The organism is Nocardia citri (genome assembly GCF_054065835.1).
On sequence record NZ_JBSUQM010000019.1, the window covers coordinates 46707 to 64698 of the forward strand.

Annotated in this window: 16 protein-coding genes; 7 read left to right on the plus strand and 9 right to left on the minus strand. The window is 66.7% G+C overall.

Translation table 11 applies throughout. The annotated features are described in order from the left end of the window. Positions 1-18: 18 nt before the first annotated feature. The 3 genes from manB to rfbD all read right to left on the minus strand — a co-directional run bounded on the left by manB (position 19) and on the right by rfbD (position 3105). Entirely contained in the window at positions 19-1098 is a 1080-nt protein-coding gene (manB, locus tag ACW2Q0_RS22755; RefSeq protein WP_457192917.1) for a mannose-1-phosphate guanylyltransferase, read from the minus strand. Positions 1099-1247: 149 nt separating this feature from the next. Further along, positions 1248-2147 carry a glycosyltransferase family 2 protein gene (locus ACW2Q0_RS22760; RefSeq protein WP_457192918.1) on the minus strand — a complete coding sequence of 300 codons (900 nt, stop codon included), beginning with the start codon at positions 2145-2147 and terminating at the stop codon, positions 1248-1250. A gap of 91 nt (positions 2148-2238) precedes the next feature. Next, positions 2239-3105 (minus strand): dTDP-4-dehydrorhamnose reductase, encoded by an 867-nt coding sequence (gene rfbD, locus ACW2Q0_RS22765; RefSeq protein ID WP_457192919.1) that lies wholly within the window; start codon positions 3103-3105, stop codon positions 2239-2241. A gap of 295 nt (positions 3106-3400) precedes the next feature. Between rfbD and ACW2Q0_RS22770 the strand changes: the two genes are divergently transcribed. From ACW2Q0_RS22770 to ACW2Q0_RS22780, 3 genes are all read left to right on the plus strand, one after another. Continuing rightward, a complete protein-coding gene (locus ACW2Q0_RS22770) occupies positions 3401-4822 on the plus strand; it encodes an LCP family protein (RefSeq protein WP_457192969.1) in 1422 nt (473 codons plus the stop codon). Between the two features lie 18 nt (positions 4823-4840). Then, entirely contained in the window at positions 4841-5563 is a 723-nt protein-coding gene (locus ACW2Q0_RS22775) for a TIGR03089 family protein (protein ID WP_457192920.1), read from the plus strand. Between the two features lie 103 nt (positions 5564-5666). Next, positions 5667-6980 (plus strand): cytochrome P450, encoded by a 1314-nt coding sequence (locus tag ACW2Q0_RS22780; protein WP_457192921.1) that lies wholly within the window; start codon positions 5667-5669, stop codon positions 6978-6980. Positions 6981-6986: 6 nt separating this feature from the next. Here ACW2Q0_RS22780 and ACW2Q0_RS22785 read toward each other — a convergent pair whose 3' ends face one another. Continuing rightward, complete coding sequence (locus tag ACW2Q0_RS22785) at positions 6987-7523, minus strand: FAD-dependent oxidoreductase (protein ID WP_457192922.1); 537 nt, start codon at positions 7521-7523, stop codon at positions 6987-6989. A 64-nt stretch (positions 7524-7587) separates the two neighbouring features. Between ACW2Q0_RS22785 and ACW2Q0_RS22790 the strand changes: the two genes are divergently transcribed. After that, positions 7588-8184 carry a helix-turn-helix domain-containing protein gene (locus ACW2Q0_RS22790; RefSeq protein ID WP_457192970.1) on the plus strand — a complete coding sequence of 199 codons (597 nt, stop codon included), beginning with the start codon at positions 7588-7590 and terminating at the stop codon, positions 8182-8184. A 65-nt stretch (positions 8185-8249) separates the two neighbouring features. On the opposite strand, the gene ACW2Q0_RS22795 is transcribed toward ACW2Q0_RS22790, so the two are convergent. Both ACW2Q0_RS22795 and ACW2Q0_RS22800 read right to left on the minus strand, forming a co-directional pair. Next, a complete protein-coding gene (locus ACW2Q0_RS22795; protein ID WP_457192923.1) occupies positions 8250-8951 on the minus strand; it encodes a response regulator in 702 nt (233 codons plus the stop codon). Then, a complete protein-coding gene (locus ACW2Q0_RS22800) occupies positions 8948-10615 on the minus strand; it encodes a sensor histidine kinase (protein ID WP_457192924.1) in 1668 nt (555 codons plus the stop codon). Before ACW2Q0_RS22800 ends, ACW2Q0_RS22795 begins: the two co-directional genes overlap by 4 nt. A 131-nt stretch (positions 10616-10746) precedes the next feature. Between ACW2Q0_RS22800 and ACW2Q0_RS22805 the strand changes: the two genes are divergently transcribed. The 3 genes from ACW2Q0_RS22805 (at position 10747) to ACW2Q0_RS22815 (ending at position 14454) form a co-directional block, all read left to right on the plus strand. After that, on the plus strand, positions 10747-12135 hold the full coding sequence (locus ACW2Q0_RS22805; protein WP_457192925.1) for a cation:dicarboxylate symporter family transporter: 1389 nt from the start codon (positions 10747-10749) through the stop codon (positions 12133-12135). 218 nt (positions 12136-12353) lie between these two features. Further along, on the plus strand, positions 12354-12938 hold the full coding sequence (locus ACW2Q0_RS22810; protein ID WP_457192926.1) for a TetR/AcrR family transcriptional regulator: 585 nt from the start codon (positions 12354-12356) through the stop codon (positions 12936-12938). A 55-nt stretch (positions 12939-12993) separates the two neighbouring features. Beyond that, positions 12994-14454 (plus strand): phytoene desaturase family protein, encoded by a 1461-nt coding sequence (locus tag ACW2Q0_RS22815; RefSeq protein ID WP_457192927.1) that lies wholly within the window; start codon positions 12994-12996, stop codon positions 14452-14454. Position 14455: 1 nt separating this feature from the next. Here the strand turns inward: ACW2Q0_RS22815 and ACW2Q0_RS22820 are convergent, their stop codons facing one another. The 3 genes from ACW2Q0_RS22820 to ACW2Q0_RS22830 all read right to left on the minus strand — a co-directional run bounded on the left by ACW2Q0_RS22820 (position 14456) and on the right by ACW2Q0_RS22830 (position 17913). Next, the gene (locus ACW2Q0_RS22820; protein ID WP_457192928.1) at positions 14456-15391 is read right to left on the minus strand and encodes a cation diffusion facilitator family transporter; all 936 of its coding nucleotides are present in this window, start codon (positions 15389-15391) and stop codon (positions 14456-14458) included. 78 nt (positions 15392-15469) lie between these two features. Continuing rightward, positions 15470-16690 (minus strand): mannose-6-phosphate isomerase, class I, encoded by a 1221-nt coding sequence (gene manA, locus ACW2Q0_RS22825; protein WP_457192929.1) that lies wholly within the window; start codon positions 16688-16690, stop codon positions 15470-15472. Continuing rightward, entirely contained in the window at positions 16690-17913 is a 1224-nt protein-coding gene (locus ACW2Q0_RS22830; protein WP_457192930.1) for a tobH protein, read from the minus strand. The genes manA and ACW2Q0_RS22830 overlap by 1 nt, the downstream gene beginning before the upstream one ends. Between the last annotated feature and the right edge of the window lie 79 nt (positions 17914-17992).

Genomic DNA, 17992 nt, shown 5'->3' on the forward strand with positions numbered 1-17992 from the left:
ATCAAGCACGCCTTCGGATTACACGTCCGTAGAGAAGCGGATGCCGCCGTCCGGAATGTCGACACCGGGCCAGACACGGGCGCCGCGCAATAGTTCGCAGCGGGCCCCGACATTCGCGCCGTCGCCGATGACGGCGTCGCGGACGAGGGCGCGGGGGCCGATGCGCGCGCCGAAGCCGATGATCGAGCGCTCCACGGTGGCGCCTGCTTCGATGCGCGCGCCGTCGAACAGCACCGCGCCGTCGAGGCGAGCGCCCGCGCCCACTTCGGCACCGCGACCGACCACGGTGCCGCCGATGAGCAGGGCACCGGGGGCGACACCGGCACCCTCGTGGACCAGCGATTCACCGCGCTGACCTGGCAGGGCTGGGGAGGGGGCGATACCGCGGACCAGGTCGGCCGAGCCACGGACGAAATCCTCCGGGGTTCCCATATCGCGCCAGTAGGAGGAGTCGACGTGACCCTGCACCCGCGCACCCTCGGCGAGCAGCGCTGGGAACACCTCGCGCTCCACCGAAACCGGTCGCCCCACCGGGATCTTCTCGATGTATTCGCGCCGGAAAACATAACAACCGGCATTGATCTGATCGGTCGGCGGATCCTGGGTCTTCTCCAGGAAGGCGGTGACCCGCCCATGCTCGTCGGTCGGCACACACCCGAATGCGCGCGGATCGCTCACTCGAACCAGATGCAGCGTCACATCCGCATTCGTGGCTTCATGGGTATCCAGGATCGCACCGAGATCGGTACCACCGAGCACATCGCCGTTGAACACCATGATGTTGTCGGCGCGCAGCTTGGGCAGCACATTGCGGATGCCGCCGCCGGTGCCGAGCGGTTCGGCCTCGGTGACGTACTCGAGTTCCAGGCCGAGGTCGGCGCCGTCACCGAAGTGTTCCTCGAAGACCTCCGCCTTGAACGAGGTGCCGAGCACGACGTGGGTGATTCCGGCGTCCGCGATGCGGGCGAGCAGGTGGGTCAGGAACGGCAGTCCGGCCGTCGGCAGCATCGGCTTGGGCGCCGACAGGGTGAGCGGACGTAACCGCGTGCCCTGGCCGCCGACCAGAATCACGGCGTCGGTGCCTGCATTTGCTGCCATCATGCTCCCTGTTCACAGTGGATCGTGCTCGGTGGTGCGCCCGCTCGGGCACCGATCCCGGACACCGCCCAGTTCCACGTCTACGGACGACACCAGTCTCAGTACCCAGCGACACGGTTCCGGCACCGTTGCGTGCCGAACGTGTGACGTTAGCTTTGGGCTTCGCGCGCCTGTTGACGCAGCGCAGATCGAACCGCAATCCGGGAACGGATCGCAAGTCCGGCCCGCAGTGCCAACCGCAACGGCGCCTGCCACCAGTGCGGATGCCGATCGGCCTGGAATCGGTATGCGCTCGCGTGGTGCGCGGGCAGCATCACCTCGGGATGGCGTCCGGCCGCGTGTCCCTTGGCGTGGGTGACCTCGGCGTCGGGTACGAAGACGTTGTGCCAACCGGCCTTGCCCATCCGGTCGCCGAAGTCCACATCCTCCATGTACATGAAGTAGCGCGAGTCGAAGCCGTCGATCGAATCGAACGCCGCGCGCCGCACCAGCAGACACGACCCGGATAGCCAGCCGACGGCCCGCTCGGAGATCTGCTCGTTGTCCTGGCGGTAGCGCAGCGTCCACGGATTCGACGGCCATATCGTGCCGAGAATCGCGTGTCCGGCGCCGTCGAGCAGCCCGGGCACCGAGCGCGCGGACGGGTAGACGCTGCCATCGGGCTCGCGCACCATCGGTCCGAGTGCGCCCGCCCGCGGCCAGCGCTGCGCGGCAGCGAGCAGTGTGTCGATGGAATCGGTGCCCCAGCGGATATCGGGATTGGCGATGATGATGAATTCGACACTCGGGTCGATCTCCGCGACCGCGCGGTTGATCGCGCCGCCGTAGCCGAGATTGCCGCCGGTCCGCAGTAGTCGTACGTGCGCGTTCGCCTCCGCGGCCAACTCCGGTGCACCGTCCACCGAACCGTTGTCGGCCAGGATCACCTGCGGTTTCTCGCCGGTGGCCGCGGCCAGGGTGGTGATGAAGTGCTCGAGGTGCTCACCGGGTGAATAAGTCACCGTGACGACGACAAGGCCGCCGGGGGCCGGGGATCCGGAATCACTCACGACTTCGCCTCGCTGACGCTCGGCTCCGTCGTGTGCGATTGCACGCTGTGTTGATGGTTCGCTCGCTGTCGCTCCCTCACGGCCATGCAGCCTACTGCGACAACCCCGACAGCGCGTCTCCGAGTGCGACCTCCCACGGCCGCAGGGGGGGCAATCCGGTATCGGACCAGGAACGGTTGGACAACACCGAATATGCCGGGCGCCGTGCGCGTCTCGGAAATGCGGTCGAGTCACACGGATGCACCCGGGTTGGATCCGCGCCGACTCCGGCGAATATCGCCCGTGCGAATTCGAACCAGCTGACCTGGCCGGAGTTGGTGGCGTGCAGCACCCGCGGCGCATCCGGCCGACCCGCCAACTCCAGCAGTCCGGCGGCCAGATCGGCGGCGTAGGTCGGGGAGCCGAGTTGGTCATCGACCACGTCGAGGGTGTCGCGTTCGCGTTCGAGGCGCAGCATGGTCGCGACGAAATCGCTTCCGCGCCCGGTGTACACCCACGCGGTGCGCACCACATGCGCGCGCGGCGCGGTTTCCAGCACGGCCTGTTCGCCCGCCAATTTCGATCGGCCGTAGACGGTGGCCGGCTCGGTCGGGTTGTCGGTGTCGTAGGGCTTGTCGTGGTTTCCCGCGAATACGTAGTCGGTCGAAATGTGTATCAATCGGGCATCCACCCGCGCGCAGGCGGCGGCGAGTACGGCCGGTCCGGTCGCATTGACCGCGAAGGCGGCCTCGGGATCGGATTCGGCCCGGTCGACGGCGGTGTAGGCGGCACAGTTCAGCACGACATCACCAGGTGCGAGTGCGGCGCGCACCGCTGCCGCGTCTGTGATGTCCAATTCGTCGCGGCCGAAGGCGTGGGCGTCGGGCGCGCGGCGCAGCAGTGCGCGTCCCAACTGCCCACCCGCTCCGGTCACGACGAGGCGCGCGGCTACGGTCGAGGCGGATGATATCGCGGTCACGGGCACAGTCTGGCACGCCGTGGCACCTGCGAATGAGGTCCGCCGCGGTAGCCGTTGGTTAGCCTGTTGGCAGCGAAGACGGGGGCTACCGAAGGCGGGGCGGTCGAGTCAGCGACGCGTCGGCTTGGACGAAACCGGCGTTGCGCGGTCGCAACATCTGCTGGAAGCGCTCGGGCAAGCGCAGCGTGGTGCGTGGGCAGGATGCTCGGTTCGGCGAGAGGATGCAGTGGTGCCGCAGAAGATGAGGGCGACAGCGTCGTCGCGACTGTTCGAGGTCGGGGGCGACTTCGGTCCTATGCGCGCGTTCGTCGCGGTCGGGGCGGTGCTGGTCCTGCTCATCACCGGCTTCGCCTGGCACAGCGTGGACTCGCTGATCTCGAATATCGAACGCATCGGCGGTCTCGGCCTGGGCGGTGGCAGCGATGGCGCCGTCGACATCCTGTTGGTCGGTGTGGACAGCCGCACCGACGCACACGGTAATCCACTGAGCAGCAACGAGCGCGCCGTATTGCACGCGGGCGATGAGGTCGGCACCAATACCGACACCATCGTGCTGGTGCGTGTCCCGAACGACGGCCGCTCCGCCACCGCCATTTCCATCCCGCGCGACTCCTACGTCGATATTCCGGGCATGGGCAAGGGCAAGATCAACTCGGCCTACGGCGCGACCAAGGAGGCGCGACGGCTCGAGCTGATCAACCAGGGCGTGCCGGCGGCCGCCGCGGATAAACAGTCCACCCAGGCGGGGCGGCAGGCGCTGATCAAGACCGTGGCCAATCTCACCGGCATTACGGTCGACCACTACGCCGAGGTCAGTTTGCTCGGCTTCGTGCTGCTGACCGACGCGGTCGGCGGGGTCGATGTATGCCTGAACAATCCCGTGGACGAATGGATGTCCGGCGCCGATTTTCGGGCGGGTCGCCAGAAGCTCGACGGCCCACAGGCTTTGAGCTTCGTGCGCCAGCGCCACGAGCTACCGCGCGGCGATCTGGACCGGATCGTGCGCCAGCAGGTCTTCATGGCGCAGTTGGTCGGGCAGGTGCTCAGCGCCAAGACGTTGAGCAATCCGGGCAAGTTGCGCAATCTCAGCGATGCGGTCGGGCGCACCGTCGTACTGGACGACAATTGGGACGTGCTCGCGTTTCTGCAACAGCTGAAGAATCTTTCGGGCGGTCAGGTCAGATTCGAGACGATTCCGGTCGCCGATCTCAACGACACGACGAGCGAGGGTGAATCGGTCGTGCGCGTGGATCCGAAGGCGGTCAAGTCGTTTGTGGCATCGCTGGTCGACGGCAAGCGGGCCGATCACGCCGAGCCGATGATCGATCCGGCCGCGGTGCGCGTCAGCGTGTTCAACGCGAGCGGGATCGGCGGACTCGCGGGGCAGGTGGCACAGGCGTTGACGGCCAAGGGATTTCGGGAAGGTTTGGTCGGTAACTACACCGGTCCCAGCGTCACCGGCAGTCGGGTGCTCGCGATGGATTCCTCGAATCCGACGGCCAAGGCCGTCGCGCAGGCACTGGGCGGGCTGACGGTCATCGCGGACAGCACGTTGTCCCCGGATTCGGTCAGCGTCGTGCTGGCAAGCGACTATTCTGGTCCGGGCTCGACCGCGAGCAGCATGTTCGACTTCTCCGGAACGTCGAGCACCGCAACACCCGTACCGCCGGCCCCGCCGATCGACGCAGGCCAGAACGGACCGAAATGCGTGAATTGACCATGCGTGAATTGACCCATGCGTGACCAAGACCATGTGCTGACACTCACCGAGGCGCTGCTGGATCCGATCCTCGAGCGCGACCCGGCTGGTCCGCGCATCACCTACTACGACGACGCCACCGGCGCCCGGATCGAACTATCCGGGCTCACGCTGGCGAACTGGGCGGCCAAGACCGCCAATCTGGTCCGCGACGAATTCGGGCTGAGTCAAGGGGCGCGCGTCGCGGTTCTGCTGCCCGCGCACTGGCAGACCGCCGCGGTGTTGCTCGGCTGCTGGTGGGCGGGGACCGAGGTGGTACTCGGGCCCGATCAGGATGCCGATCTGGCGCTGGCGACCGCCGAACGGTTGGCCGAGACCGACGGTATTGCGGAGGTCGCCGCGCTCTCGCTGGATGCCTTCGGCATGCCGGTGCGCGATCTGCCGATCGGCATCACCGATTTCGCCATCTCCGTTCGGGTACACGGCGACCATTTCATGCCGCGCGGAGCCGGGGTCGCGCTGGACGGAATGCCGGTCTCCCAGGTGCTCACCGAGGCCCGGAAATCCGCTGTGCTACAAGGGTTTTCCGAGCGGGATCGGGTGCTTTCGAGCACGTCCTGGGATACTCCCGCCGAACTGATCGACGGATTGGTCGCGGTGCTGGTCGCCGGGGCCTCGCTGGTACAGGTGGTCAATCCGGATCCGGCGCTGCGCGCGCAGCGTATCGAGACCGAGCGGATCACCGCGCAGCGCGGCTGAGTTCCTATCCTGGTATGGGCCGGCGTCCGACCATGGGACGTTCCGCCGGCACCGGGGACTGCGTACGGTGGAATTGCCGCGCAACGATGGGGTTGGTGAACAGATGAAGCCGCAATATTGGTTCCGGTGGTTATCGGTGCAGGGTGCGCCGCGATTGGCCCTGCGCACCCAGGCGCGGCGCGGAGAGCCATTCGGCCAGTTGATGGGCGGACCCGGCGGTCTCGCCGATCCCTATCCACTGATCGAGCGGCTGCGCGGGCAGGGGCGGCTGCTGCGCACTTCGATCGCGTGGGCGAGTTTCGACCATGATCTGTGCCGCGCGGTCCTGCGGGATAGCCGATTCGGTGTCCGCACCACCGACGCCTTCGATATTCCGAAGCCGCTGCGGTTGCTCGCCGAGCGACTTCCCTTGCCGCCCAATCCGGTTGAGCCGCCGTCCATGCTGGTCATCGACCCGCCGGAGCATACCCGCATGCGCAAGCCGGTGGCCTCGGCGTTCACCCCGCGCGCGATCGGCCGATTGCGGGAACGGGTCGAGACGGTCACCGAGGAGCTGCTCGGTGCGCTGCCTTCGGGCGGTTCGGCCGATCTGATCGAGTCGTATGCCGCGCAGGTGCCGATCGCCATCATCTCGGAAATGCTCGGCTTCCCGGAAAAGGATCGAAAGTTATTCCTGGACTGGGGCGATCGGATGACCCCGCTGCTCGATATCGGGATTTCCTGGCGGGCGTTCCGGCGGGCGCTCGGCGCGATGGAGGTGATGAACGACTACCTCGACGGCCATATCGCGCGACTGCGCCGCGAACCCGGCGATGACATTCTCAGCAGTCTGGTCACCGCGGGTGACCTCGACGATTACGCCTTGAAGGCGACCGCGAGCCTATTGATGGGCGCGGGTTTCGAGACCACGGTCAACCTGATCGGCAACGGTGTCGCCCAATTGGTCACCCATCCCGAAGAATTGGATCGATTGCGCGCCGAACCCGACCTCTGGCCGAATGCCGTCGAAGAGGTGCTGCGCATCGATGCGCCAGTGCAGACGACGGCGCGAATCGCATCGGCCGACGTGGAACTCGAGGGTATGCGGCTGCACAAGGGCAGCACGGTGGTGCTGTCGCTGGCAGGTGCGAACCGTGACCCCGCGGTCTTCGCCGATCCCGACACCTTCGATGTCGGCCGCTCGAATGCCAAGGAGCACTTGACATTCAGCAGCGGCATCCACGCCTGTCTCGGGGCGAGCCTGGCCCGCATGGAAGCAACGTACGCGCTGCAATCCTTGTTCGAGCGGTTCCCGGACCTGCGACTCGACGGGACACCGCAGCGCCGAAAGCTGTTCACGCTGCACGGATATGAGCGGATGCCGGTTCGGCTCGGGCGCCGGGCCAGCAGTCCGGCGCCCGAGCCCACGACAGTCTGAGCCGGATTACCTGCCGTGCCGACGGTTGCCCATCACCGCCTCGCACAGCTGCGCTTCGGTTTCGGGCGAGCGCGGTTCGCGGTAGGCGGCAACGGCTCGGCGGGTCTGCTCGGCAACCAAATCGGCGTTGATCTGTGCCCCGGCGGCCGCCCCTGCCGCTGCGGCCGCGCCTACCTGGGCCATCAGGTCGGTGACATTGCCCGCGGCCCAGACACCGGGAATATCGGTGCGGCCGGTGGCATCGGTGCGGATGTATTCGCCGACACCGGCGGGATGTTCGGTTGGCCGCAGTCCGAGCGTCGCGAGGAAGTCGGCGCGGGCGACCATCCGCGAGCTGACGGTCGCGACCTCGCGGGGCACGACGGTGCCGTCGCTCAACCGCACTCCCGCGAGGCGATCGTCGACGATTTCCAGCGCCGTCACCTCGCCGTCCAGTATGCGAATACCGCGGGCGGTCAACTCCTCGGACTGTTCGGCGCTCGGTGGCACGGTGTGGGAAGTGACATCGTCGGTGAGCTGACGGAACAGCAGTGCTTGGTGCACCTCCTCCGGAAAACCATGCGGGCCAGTGTGCGATAATGGCAAACAATATTGCCGATATGGCAAGCTGGCGATTGTGAACGACGACCTCGGCCGAGCCCTCGACGCGGTCGGACCTCGGTTACGCGCGCTGCGCCGCCAGCGCGAAACCACACTGGCCGACCTGTCGACCGAAACCGGCATCTCCGCGAGCACGCTGTCGCGCCTGGAATCCGGCGCCCGCCGCCCAACCCTCGAACTGCTACTGCCGCTGGCCAAGGCACACGGCGTCACCCTCGACGAACTGGTCGACGCCCCACCCACCGGCGACCCGCGCATCCACCTGCGCCCCACCACCCGCCACGGCATGACCTATTTGCCCCTGACCCGCCGAGCCGGTGGCATCCAGGCCTACAAACTGGTCATCCCCCCGAACATCCGCAGCGAGCCCGACCCCCGAACCCACGAGGGCTACGAATGGCTCTACGTCCTCAACGGCCGGCTGCGCCTCATCCTCGGCGACCACGACGTAGTCCTCACCCCTGGCGAAGCCGCCGAATTCGATACCCGCATCCCCCACTGGTTCGGCACCGCCGGCCCCGAACCGGTCGAATTCCTGAGCCTCTTCGGCAAACAAGGCGAACGCGCTCACCTCCGCACCACCCCCAAACCCCGCCCGACATAACCCGTGGCCCGCCTCGATTTCGGTCCGAGCCGACCGGGAATGGCAAGGGGTTCGATGGTCAGTGTTTATTCGGGGCGGAATTTCCAGATGTAGCGGGTTTTGGGGCGGCCGGCCCGGCCGTAGTCGGATTTGCGGTCTACCAGGCCGTCATTGGCGAGTTTTTCCAGGTAGCGCCAGGCGGTGATGCGGGAAACGCCGACGGTGCTGGCGGTGTCGGCGGCGGTCAGTCCGCCAGGGGCGTCGCGGACGGTGCGGGAGATTTCGTCCAGGGTTTGGGGGGCAACGCCTTTGGGGGCGGTGGCGCGTTGGTCGGAGGTGCGCAGCGCGCTGAGGGCGCGGTCGATGTCCTGTTGGGAGACGGCGGTTTCGCCCGCGGGTAGGGCGGTGCGGAATTCGCGGTAGCGTTCGAGTTTGTCGCGGAATGCGGCGAAGGTGAACGGTTTCAGGAGATACAGGACCACGCCGTGGGAGACGGCGGTGCGTACCATGGCGAGGTCGCGTGCCGAGGTGATGGCGATGACATCGGGACGGGGTGCCAGGCCGGTCAGGGCTGCGGCTACATCCAGGCCGCTGGCATCGGGCAGTCCGATATCCATGAGTACCAGGTCGATCGGCGCATTCTCGGCGGCGGCATCGGCGGCGGCGCGCATGGCCTCGCGGCCGGTGTGCGCGACGGCGACCGTGGTGAAACCCGGAATCCGTTCGACATAGGCGCGGTGCGCCTCGGCGATCAATGGCTCGTCCTCGACGATCAATACTCGGATCATCGCGCATCCTTCCGTGGGATCGTCACGGTGACAGCACTTTCCGGATCGCGGTCGGTGCCGATCACGCCGCCGTGGCGCCCGACGAGCCGATGGACCAGTGCCAGTCCGAGGCCCTGATGGTCGGCCTTGGTGGAGTAGCCGCGTTCGGCGGCGCGGGCGAAGGTTTCCGCCGACATACCGGGCCCGCTGTCGGCGACACGGATATACAGTGCCGAACCGTTCACCGATCGCACCGAATCGAACGCCGCCGCCAACTCGATGGCCGGCGCCGGATCCGGTGCCGGCGCGGGATCGCTCAGGATCGACGAATCCTGTTGACGCACAGTCACTTCCACCCAGCCGACGGCACCGTCGACAGCGGCGTCGATGGCATTGTCGATCAGATTGCCGACCAGCGTAACCGTCTCCTGCGCCGAGAGCGGCGCGGTCGAATCGAGGGCCGTATCCTCGGTGATCGTCAACTCGATACCGCGCTCGGCGGCCTGGTTCACCTTGCCGAGCAGCAGTGCCGCAAGCGCTGGATCGCCGACCGAGGTGAGCAGCCGATCGATAAGAGCTTGGGACAGTTGGAGTTCCGCGGTCGCGAACTCCACCGCCTCCCGATAGCGCCCCAACTCCACCATGGTGATCACGGTGTGCAGCCGGTTGGCCGATTCGTGCGCCTGCGCCCGCAACGAGTCCGCGAAACCGCGTACCGAATCGAGTTCACCCATCACGGTGCGCAATTCGGTGTGGTCGCGAATGGTGATCACGGTGCCGATCGGTCTTCGCTCCCAGGTGACAACATCCTGATTGACCAGCAGGATCCGATCCTTGGTCACATGCATCTCGTCGCGAACCATCCCCCAGCTCATCCGCTGCATCGAGATCGGCAGATCCGAACGCACGACAGGCCCGTCGGGCAGATCGAGTAACCTGCGCGCCTCGTCGTTGACCACCTCCGCACCCACCCCGTTCGGCCCGAACACCACCAGCCCCTCGTGGATCGAATGCAGTACCGCATCGTGCTGTTCGTACATCGTGCGCAGTTCATCGGGGGCGAGGCCATGTGTCTGCCGCCGGATCCGGCGACTCAGCAGGAACGAACCCGCGGCGGCGACCGCCAGGCCCGCCGCGGCCACGCCGAGAATCAACGGCAGCTGCGCACCGACCTGATCGCCGATCCGTGCCCGGGTCACACCCGCCGACACCAATGCGATGATGCGCCCGTCGTCATAGACCGGCGTGACCGACCGAATCGAGGGACCGAGCGTTCCGGCGTACGTCTCGGTGAATGTCTCCCCGGCCAGCGCTCGATCGATATTGCCGCTGAATGGTTGCCCGATGAGCGCGGGTGTGGTGTGGGTGTATCGGGTCCGATCCGGCGTCATCACCACGATGAAGTCCATTCCGGTGGCCTTGCGGGTCTGTTCGGTCATCGGTTGCAGCAGGGCGGTGGGATCGGGAGTGTGGAGCGCCGCGACGGTGGACGGCGCATCTGCCACGGTCACCGCGACATCGGTGACCTCGCGGGTGGTGGTGACATCGCTGTCATGCCTGGCGTCCAGCACGGCGAGTACTGCTCCGATTCCGATGACCAGCCCGAGCACCACCAGTTGGAGCACGAAGGCCTGACCAGCCAGCGATAGCCGACCGCGTCCCCGGTTTTTCTCACCGCGTAACACTTTCTATCCCTCGCGTTAACTTGAACGAAATGCACCAAATCGTGACTGCCATCACCTGTAGCAGCCAATATTGTGCCGTGAGGGCGTGCGCCACATCACGCCGGTACCATTTGAAGGGGACTTCACCCACCATGAGCGATAGCAGCGATCGAACAACCGATCTCGACAAAACACCACAGCGGCCGGTGCCTCGCGACCGAACCCACTGGCTTTATCTGGCCGTTATCGTCGCCGTTATCGCCGGAATTCTGGTCGGCTGGCGGGCGCCCGACTTCGGTCAGGACCTCGCCCCGTTGGGCACCATGTTCGTGAATTTGATCAAGATGATGATCGCGCCGGTCATCTTCTGCACGATCGTGCTCGGTATCGGCTCGGTGCGCTCGGCCGCCAATGTCGGCAAGGTGGGCGGACTCGCGATCGGGTACTTCATGGTCATGTCGACGGTCGCGCTCGGCATCGGCTTGGTCGTCGGCAACCTGCTCGAGCCGGGCTCGGGCATGAATATCGCCAAGACTGCCAAGCAAGGCGCGAAACTGGCCGATCAGGCCCATGCCGCGGGTGGCACTTGGGACTTCATCCAGAGCATCATCCCCACCACAGTGGTGTCCTCGCTGACCACCGGGAGTGTGTTGCAGGCACTGTTCATCGCGCTCCTCGTCGGCTTCGCGCTGCAGGCCATGGGTAGGGCCGGCGAGCCGATCCTGCGTGGTGTCGCATCGCTGCAGAAGCTGGTGTTCCGGATTCTGTCGATGATCCTGTGGTTGGCGCCGATCGGTGCGTTCGGCGCGATCGCGAATGTGGTCGGCAAGACCGGACTCGATGCGGTCAAGCAGCTGGCGCTGCTGATGGTCGCGTTCTACCTGACCTGTCTGGTCTTCATCTTCGGTGTGCTCGGTGTGCTGCTGTGGGCGGTATCCCGGGTGTCGGTGTTCAAGCTGGTCCGCTACCTGGCGCGGGAGTATCTGCTGATCCTCGGCACCTCCTCCTCGGAGTCCGCACTGCCGCGGCTGATTGCCAAGATGGAGCACCTCGGCGTCGAGCGAACCACCGTCGGTGTCGTTGTGCCGACCGGATATTCGTTCAACCTGGACGGCACCGCCATCTACCTGACCATGGCGTCGCTATTCATCGCCGATGCGATGGGCAAACCGCTCAACATCGGGGAACAGGTCGGCCTGCTGCTGTTCATGATCGTCGCCTCCAAGGGCGCGGCCGGTGTCACCGGTGCCGGTCTGGCCACACTCGCGGGCGGATTGCAGAGCCATCGTCCCGAGTTGCTCGACGGCGTCGGCCTCATCGTCGGCATCGACCGCTTCATGTCGGAAGCCCGTGCGGTGACGAACTTCTCGGGCAATGCCATCGCCACCATGTTGGTCGGCACCTGGACCAAGACCGTCGATGTGGACCGGGTCCAGACGGTTCTCGATCGCAAACTGCCCTTCGACGAGCGGACCATGGTCGACGATGACCACGGCCCCCGGCCGCAGCACGACGACGCCAAGGATCTGGTTCCGGCCTAGCTGTAGCCGTAAAACGAAGGGCCCGCAGATCTGCGGGTCCTTCGTGCTGTCGGTGGGATCGGGCGTTGCGCCGACGACGGCATGCGGTGGCGATTTGCGAGATGGTCATGGGGTCGGTGCGGTGCTCGAAATTCTGCGCTATCGTCTAGCTTTGCTAGGACTTCGAGCGGCGATAACAGAGCTCCGTTAGTTTGTCTAGCGATACTAGAATTTCCGATATGGCGACTCAGAACCGCAAAGAACGCGAACGCGCCGAACGTCACAAGCGCATCATCGACACCGCCCGCGAGCTCGCTGAAACGTCGGGCTGGGAGGCGGTGACCGTGCGCCGCCTCGCTGAGAAGATCGAATACAGCCAGCCGGTGCTCTACAGCCACTTCGCGGGCAAGGCGGCGATCGTCACGGCCGTCGCCGAAGAAGGCATCGCCGATCTCACCGTACGGCTGCGCGCGCGGCGGGCTCGTGCCAAGACTCCGCTCGAGGCGCTCGAGGCCATTGTGCGCGGCTACCTGGACTTCGCAACCGAGAACCCGGCCCGCTACGACGCGATGTTCGTCCTCAATACCGAACTCACCTTCGGCAACGACGCACCGCAGGCGCTGCGCGACGCATTCGGCGAGATCCAGAGCGCATACGCGCCGTTCGCGGGCGATTTCGATGTACAGGCAGGCACCGAGGTGGTTTGGAGCACCCTGCACGGCATCGCCACCCTGGATCGCAGCGGTCGCCTGGTCGACGACCTGCGCGAGGAGCGCATCCGAGTGCTGCTCGGCCAATGGACGCATCAGGGAGCGAGCAGGTGACCGATACCTCGCCCGGGTGACGGCACAGCCCGGGGCAGCCGGGCAGAATCGAGGTATGTCCGATGTCGCCGTGGTCGGTTCCGGTCCCAACGGTCTTGCCGCGGCCGTAATCCTGGCTCGTGCCGGGCTCTCCGTCGAGGTGTACGAAGCACAGGCCGCCGCGGGGGGCGGGAGCCGCACCGCCGAGCTGACGCTGCCCGGATATCGACACGATGTCTGCGCCGGTGCGCATCCGATGGCCTTGGCGTCGCCCTTCTTTCGCGCGTTCGATCTGGCCGCGCACGGTGTCGAACTACTCGCGCCCGAAGTCTCCTACGCGCATCCGCTCGACGGTGGCGCGGCCGGTGTGGCTTGGCGCGATCTGGATCGCACCGCCGCGGGTCTCGGCCGTGACGGCGCCGCATGGCGTGCGCTCTTCGCGCCGATGGTCCGGCATTGCCAGCGGGTCGTGGATTTCGCGATGTCGGACCTGCGCCGCCCGCCCGCCGACCTATTGACCGGACTGCGCTTCGGCCTACGGGTACTCGAACAGGGTTCGCCCCTGTGGAACCTGCGATTTCGCGAGCAGAAGGCACCGGCACTGCTGACCGGCGTTGCCACGCATGCGATCACACCGCCCCGCGCGATCCCGGCGGCCGGAGCGGGCATGCTGCTGGCGACACTCGCGCACGCCGGAGGCTGGGTGCTGCCGCGCGGCGGGAGTCAGGCCATTCCGGATGCGTTGATCACCGAATTCGAACGCCTCGGCGGCAAGCTCGTCACCGGACACCGCGTCGACTCGCTCGACGAATTGGGTGGCGCCCGTGCGATCGTGCTGGATACCGCGCCCGCCGAACTGCTGCGCCTGGCGGGGCGCCGGCTACCGGATCATTACGCGAAGGGGTTGCGCCGCTTCCGCTATGGTGGCGCGGCCTGCAAGGTCGACTTTGCGCTGTCCGGGCCGGTGCCGTGGCAGACGCCCGGCTGTGAACTCGCCGGCACGCTACATCTGGTCGGCACTCGCGCCGAGGCAATGGCCGTCGAAAAGGCCATCGCCGCAGGACAACACGCGGATCGTCCGTATGTCCTGGCCATCCAGCCGGGCGTGGTCGATTCGACGCGGGCACCGGCGGGCGGCCATACGCTCTACACCTACGCTCATGTCCCGAATGGTTCCACCCGCGATGTCAGCGCCGCCGTCATCGCCCAGGTGGAACGCTTCGCTCCGGGCTTCACCGACCTGATCCTGGCCAAGAATGTCGTCACGGGCGCCGAAATGCCGACGCACAATGCCAATTATGTCGGCGGCGATATCTCCGCGGGCGCGATGACCCTGCGCCAGTTCGCCTTCCGCCCCGTCCCGCGCTGGAATCCCTACGCCACACCACTTCCCGGCGTCTACCTCTGCTCCGCCTCGACCCCGCCGGGTCCGGGTGTGCACGGTATGGCCGGGATGCACGCCGCGCGGCATGTGCTGCGCACGGACTTCGGAATCCGCACCGACCCGAAAGATCTGCTGCGCGCCTCGAATCGCTGAATCAGGAAATCGCGGGATCGGCCCGCGGCGTCCGGTACAGGTCGGGTTCCAGATACATCACCCGCGCGGCGGGCACAGCTGCGCGTACCCTGGCCTCCGCAGCATCGATGGCCGCGGCGATATCGGCGATATCCAGATCGGGCACGATCGAGATCTTGGCCGCGACCAGGATCTCCTCCGGCCCGAGATACTGCGTCTTGAGGTGGATCACCCGGTCGATGCGCTTGCCGTCGACCAGGTTGGCGCGGATCGCCCTATCCTCCTGCGGCGTCGCGCCCTCACCGATGAGCAGGCTCTGCATCTCCACGATCAGGATCAGCGCGATAACGCCGAGCAGTGTGCCGATGGCCAGGGTGCCGATGCCATCCCAGACCGGATCACCGGTGAGCATGGTCAGCCCAACCGCGGCGAATGCGAAGACCAGCCCGACCAGCGCGCCGGTGTCCTCGAGCAGCACCACCGGCAGTTCCGGACTGCGCGAATTGCGGATGAACTGCCACCAGCTCGAAGTGCCTTTGAGCGGAATGGATTCCCGCATGGCCGTGGTGAAGCTGTAGCCCTCGAGGCAGATCGCGATGAACAGGATGACGATGGCGACGATCGGATTGCTCAGCTCCTCCGGATCCTGGATCTTATGGATGCCCTCGTAGATGGCATAGACGGAGCCGAGCGTGAACAGCACCAGTGCCACGATGAACGAATAGAAGTAGCGATTGCGCCCGTATCCGAACGGGTGCAGTTCATCGGCGTCCTGCGCGGCCCGGCGCTGACCGAGCAGCAGCAGCCCCTGGTTGGCGGTGTCCGCAACCGAGTGCACCGCCTCGGCCAGCATTGATCCCGAACCGGTGATGAACGCGCCGACGAACTTCGCCGCCGCGATCCCCGCATTCGCCGACAATGCGGCGAGAATCGCCTTCTTGCCACCACCAGCCGACATAAAGTACGTCCTCCTGTATCTGATTTGCAGCGTCTGCCGCGCTGTGTGTTCGTTCGCGGCCGACTGGTGTCGGACAGGTCAGTGCCCGCCGCCGACGCACGCGCAGAACAACTGGGCGTCGCCGTCGACAGCTTGGGCGCGAATCTCGGTGTCGGCCGCCGATATCCACGCCGCCGCACCGCGTTCCAGCACCAACTCGCTCAGCCCTTGCAGCAGCCGCACCGTCCCCGCCGTGCACAACACGATTCCGGGCCCAGCGGAGGCCAGCGGCACCAGCCCGGACCCGGCGATCAGATCCAACCGTCGCAGCGCGAACTCCGGCGCCGGTGTCCGATAGCGCACCGACCTGCCGCCCGCCGGTTCCGGTAGCACGACCGGCAGATCGATCGGCTCGAAATCCAGGACCCGCAGCAATTCTGGCACATCGACATGTTTGGGCGTCAGACCACCGCGCAGCACATTGTCGGAATTGGCCATGATCTCGACACCGAGTCCGCGTAGATACGCGTGCAGATTGCCCGCCGCGAGGAACAGTCCCTGTCCGGGTTCCAGCGTCAACCGATTGAGCAGCAGCGCGGCGAGCACCCCGGCATCACCCGGATAGGCCTCGGCGAGTTCGAGTGCGGTGCGCGCCTCCGCGGTGAACTCTCGGGTGCCCTTCTGCGAGAGATATCGCACGCACCCGTCGAGTACCTGAGGCAGCAGTGTGCCGAGGACATTCTGCGGCAGCGTGATCCAGGTCGTGAACAGCGTCCGCAGTCCGGCCGAATCAGGTTGGGCAGCAAGCAGTTCCGCATACGACCGTAGTCCGGGCACATCCAGTGCGCGCAGCAGTTCGACGGTGCGCAGTGGATCCCGGAATCCGGCGAGCGCCTCGAACCGGTCCAGCGCCACAATTAGTTCCGGCTTGTGGTTCTCGTCGCGGTAGTTGCGCATCGGCGAATCCAGCGGCACCCGCGCGTTGTTCTCTCGCTCGAATCCGGCCCGCGCCTGCGCGGAACTCGGATGTGCCTGTAGCGATAGCGGTTCCTCGGCGGCGAGGATCTTCAACAGGAACGGCAGCCGCCCACCGAATTCCGATGCGGCGGGGCCGAGTTCGCGCTCCGGATCATCCGCGACCAATTCCAGCAGTGAGCGGGTGCTGTTCTCCAAGCGGACCAGCGCCGGATCGGCGGGATGCGCGCCGAACCACAGTTCCGCTTCCGGATGCGCGGAAGGGACCGGTCGGCCGCACAACTGAGCGAGTGCGGTGCGTGAACCCCAGGCGTAGGAACGCAGCGCACCAACGAGTTCGTGCACTAGTAGTGTCCCCCGTCGAGCTGTTCGGTGGGCTGTGTCGCACTGCCGCGCGTGCTGATCAATCGCAGGTAGGCGGCGGCCATCTCCAGGCGCAACGCGAGCACCGCGAGTTGTTCGAGTTCGCTGGCATGGGCGATGGTGCCGGGCATCGGCACGCCCGAATCATCCACTCGGGCAGGCATGGGCGTGGCGGGATCGGTGAGCGAGGTGTGCAGGAGTTCGACATCGGCACTCACCAGATCGGCGTCGACCAGACCGGATCCGCTGCCGCCGAAGACGGCAACCCGACGACGCGCCGCGGCCTGATCCAGATCCGCGCTCAGCACGAACACCCGGATGCGCTCCACTGGCGCGGGTCCGTCGAGTTCCTCGTCGTGGAACATCGGATCGAAGTTCGGCGCGGATTCGCCTGCGGCCTCGACCATTCGGGGATTGGCGGCAACGGCCTCGGCCAGATTCACGGCGGTGGCCACCTTGCCCGCCGACTGCAGCAGCACTTCTGCGCCGTGCTCGGCGAGTTCGCTGGCGGCGGGGGAGTCCCCGGCCAGCACGATGGCGCGTTGCTGCATGCGCGCGGCCAACATCTTGGCCGGATTGTGGAAGACCTCGTTGCGCGGGCCATCGCGCAAGGCCTCGGCATCGAGTACATCGGCCAGCTCGGTCAGATCGGGGACGAGCGCACCGGAGCGGGTCGGATCGACGATGCGCAGCACCGCGATACAGGCCGCGAGAAAGCGCAGCAGCCGATTGTGGTCCAGGACCGGAATCCGCGGCTCCAGCAATGAGGTACGTCCGGCCGCGGCGGCCCGCAGTGGACCTTCGTGCGGAGCCGCGACCACAACTTCGGCGCCCCGGCGCTGTGCCCGGTCGACCGCATCGATCAGTCGGGGATCGCCCGCGTCATCACCCGCGACGAGCACGACGTCCAGCGGACCGACCCAGGGTGGGAGGGCAGCGACCGGGACCACAGGTAGGCCCGCGTGGTCGCCGAGCGCGGCGACGATCAGACTCGCGGCGCGCGCGGCCCGGCCCGCGCCGGAGACCAACACCACACTGCGCGGCCGCAGATCCGTGAGGCGGGCGAGCGCGTCCTCACCGACCGCCGCGGCGATCGCGCGTACCTGCGCGCCGCCGGATGCCGCGGAGCGCAGGGCACCGCCGACATCGGCCGCCTCGAGTGAAGCGGCATCGTCGAGGTCGAGCACCGGTGTTCCAGCGATCATCGGGCGTCCCACCTCCCCTCATCGCGCTGTATGCGGTCCCGCCCGGCACCCACCCGGGCTGTCGATTCGGAGGGATCGA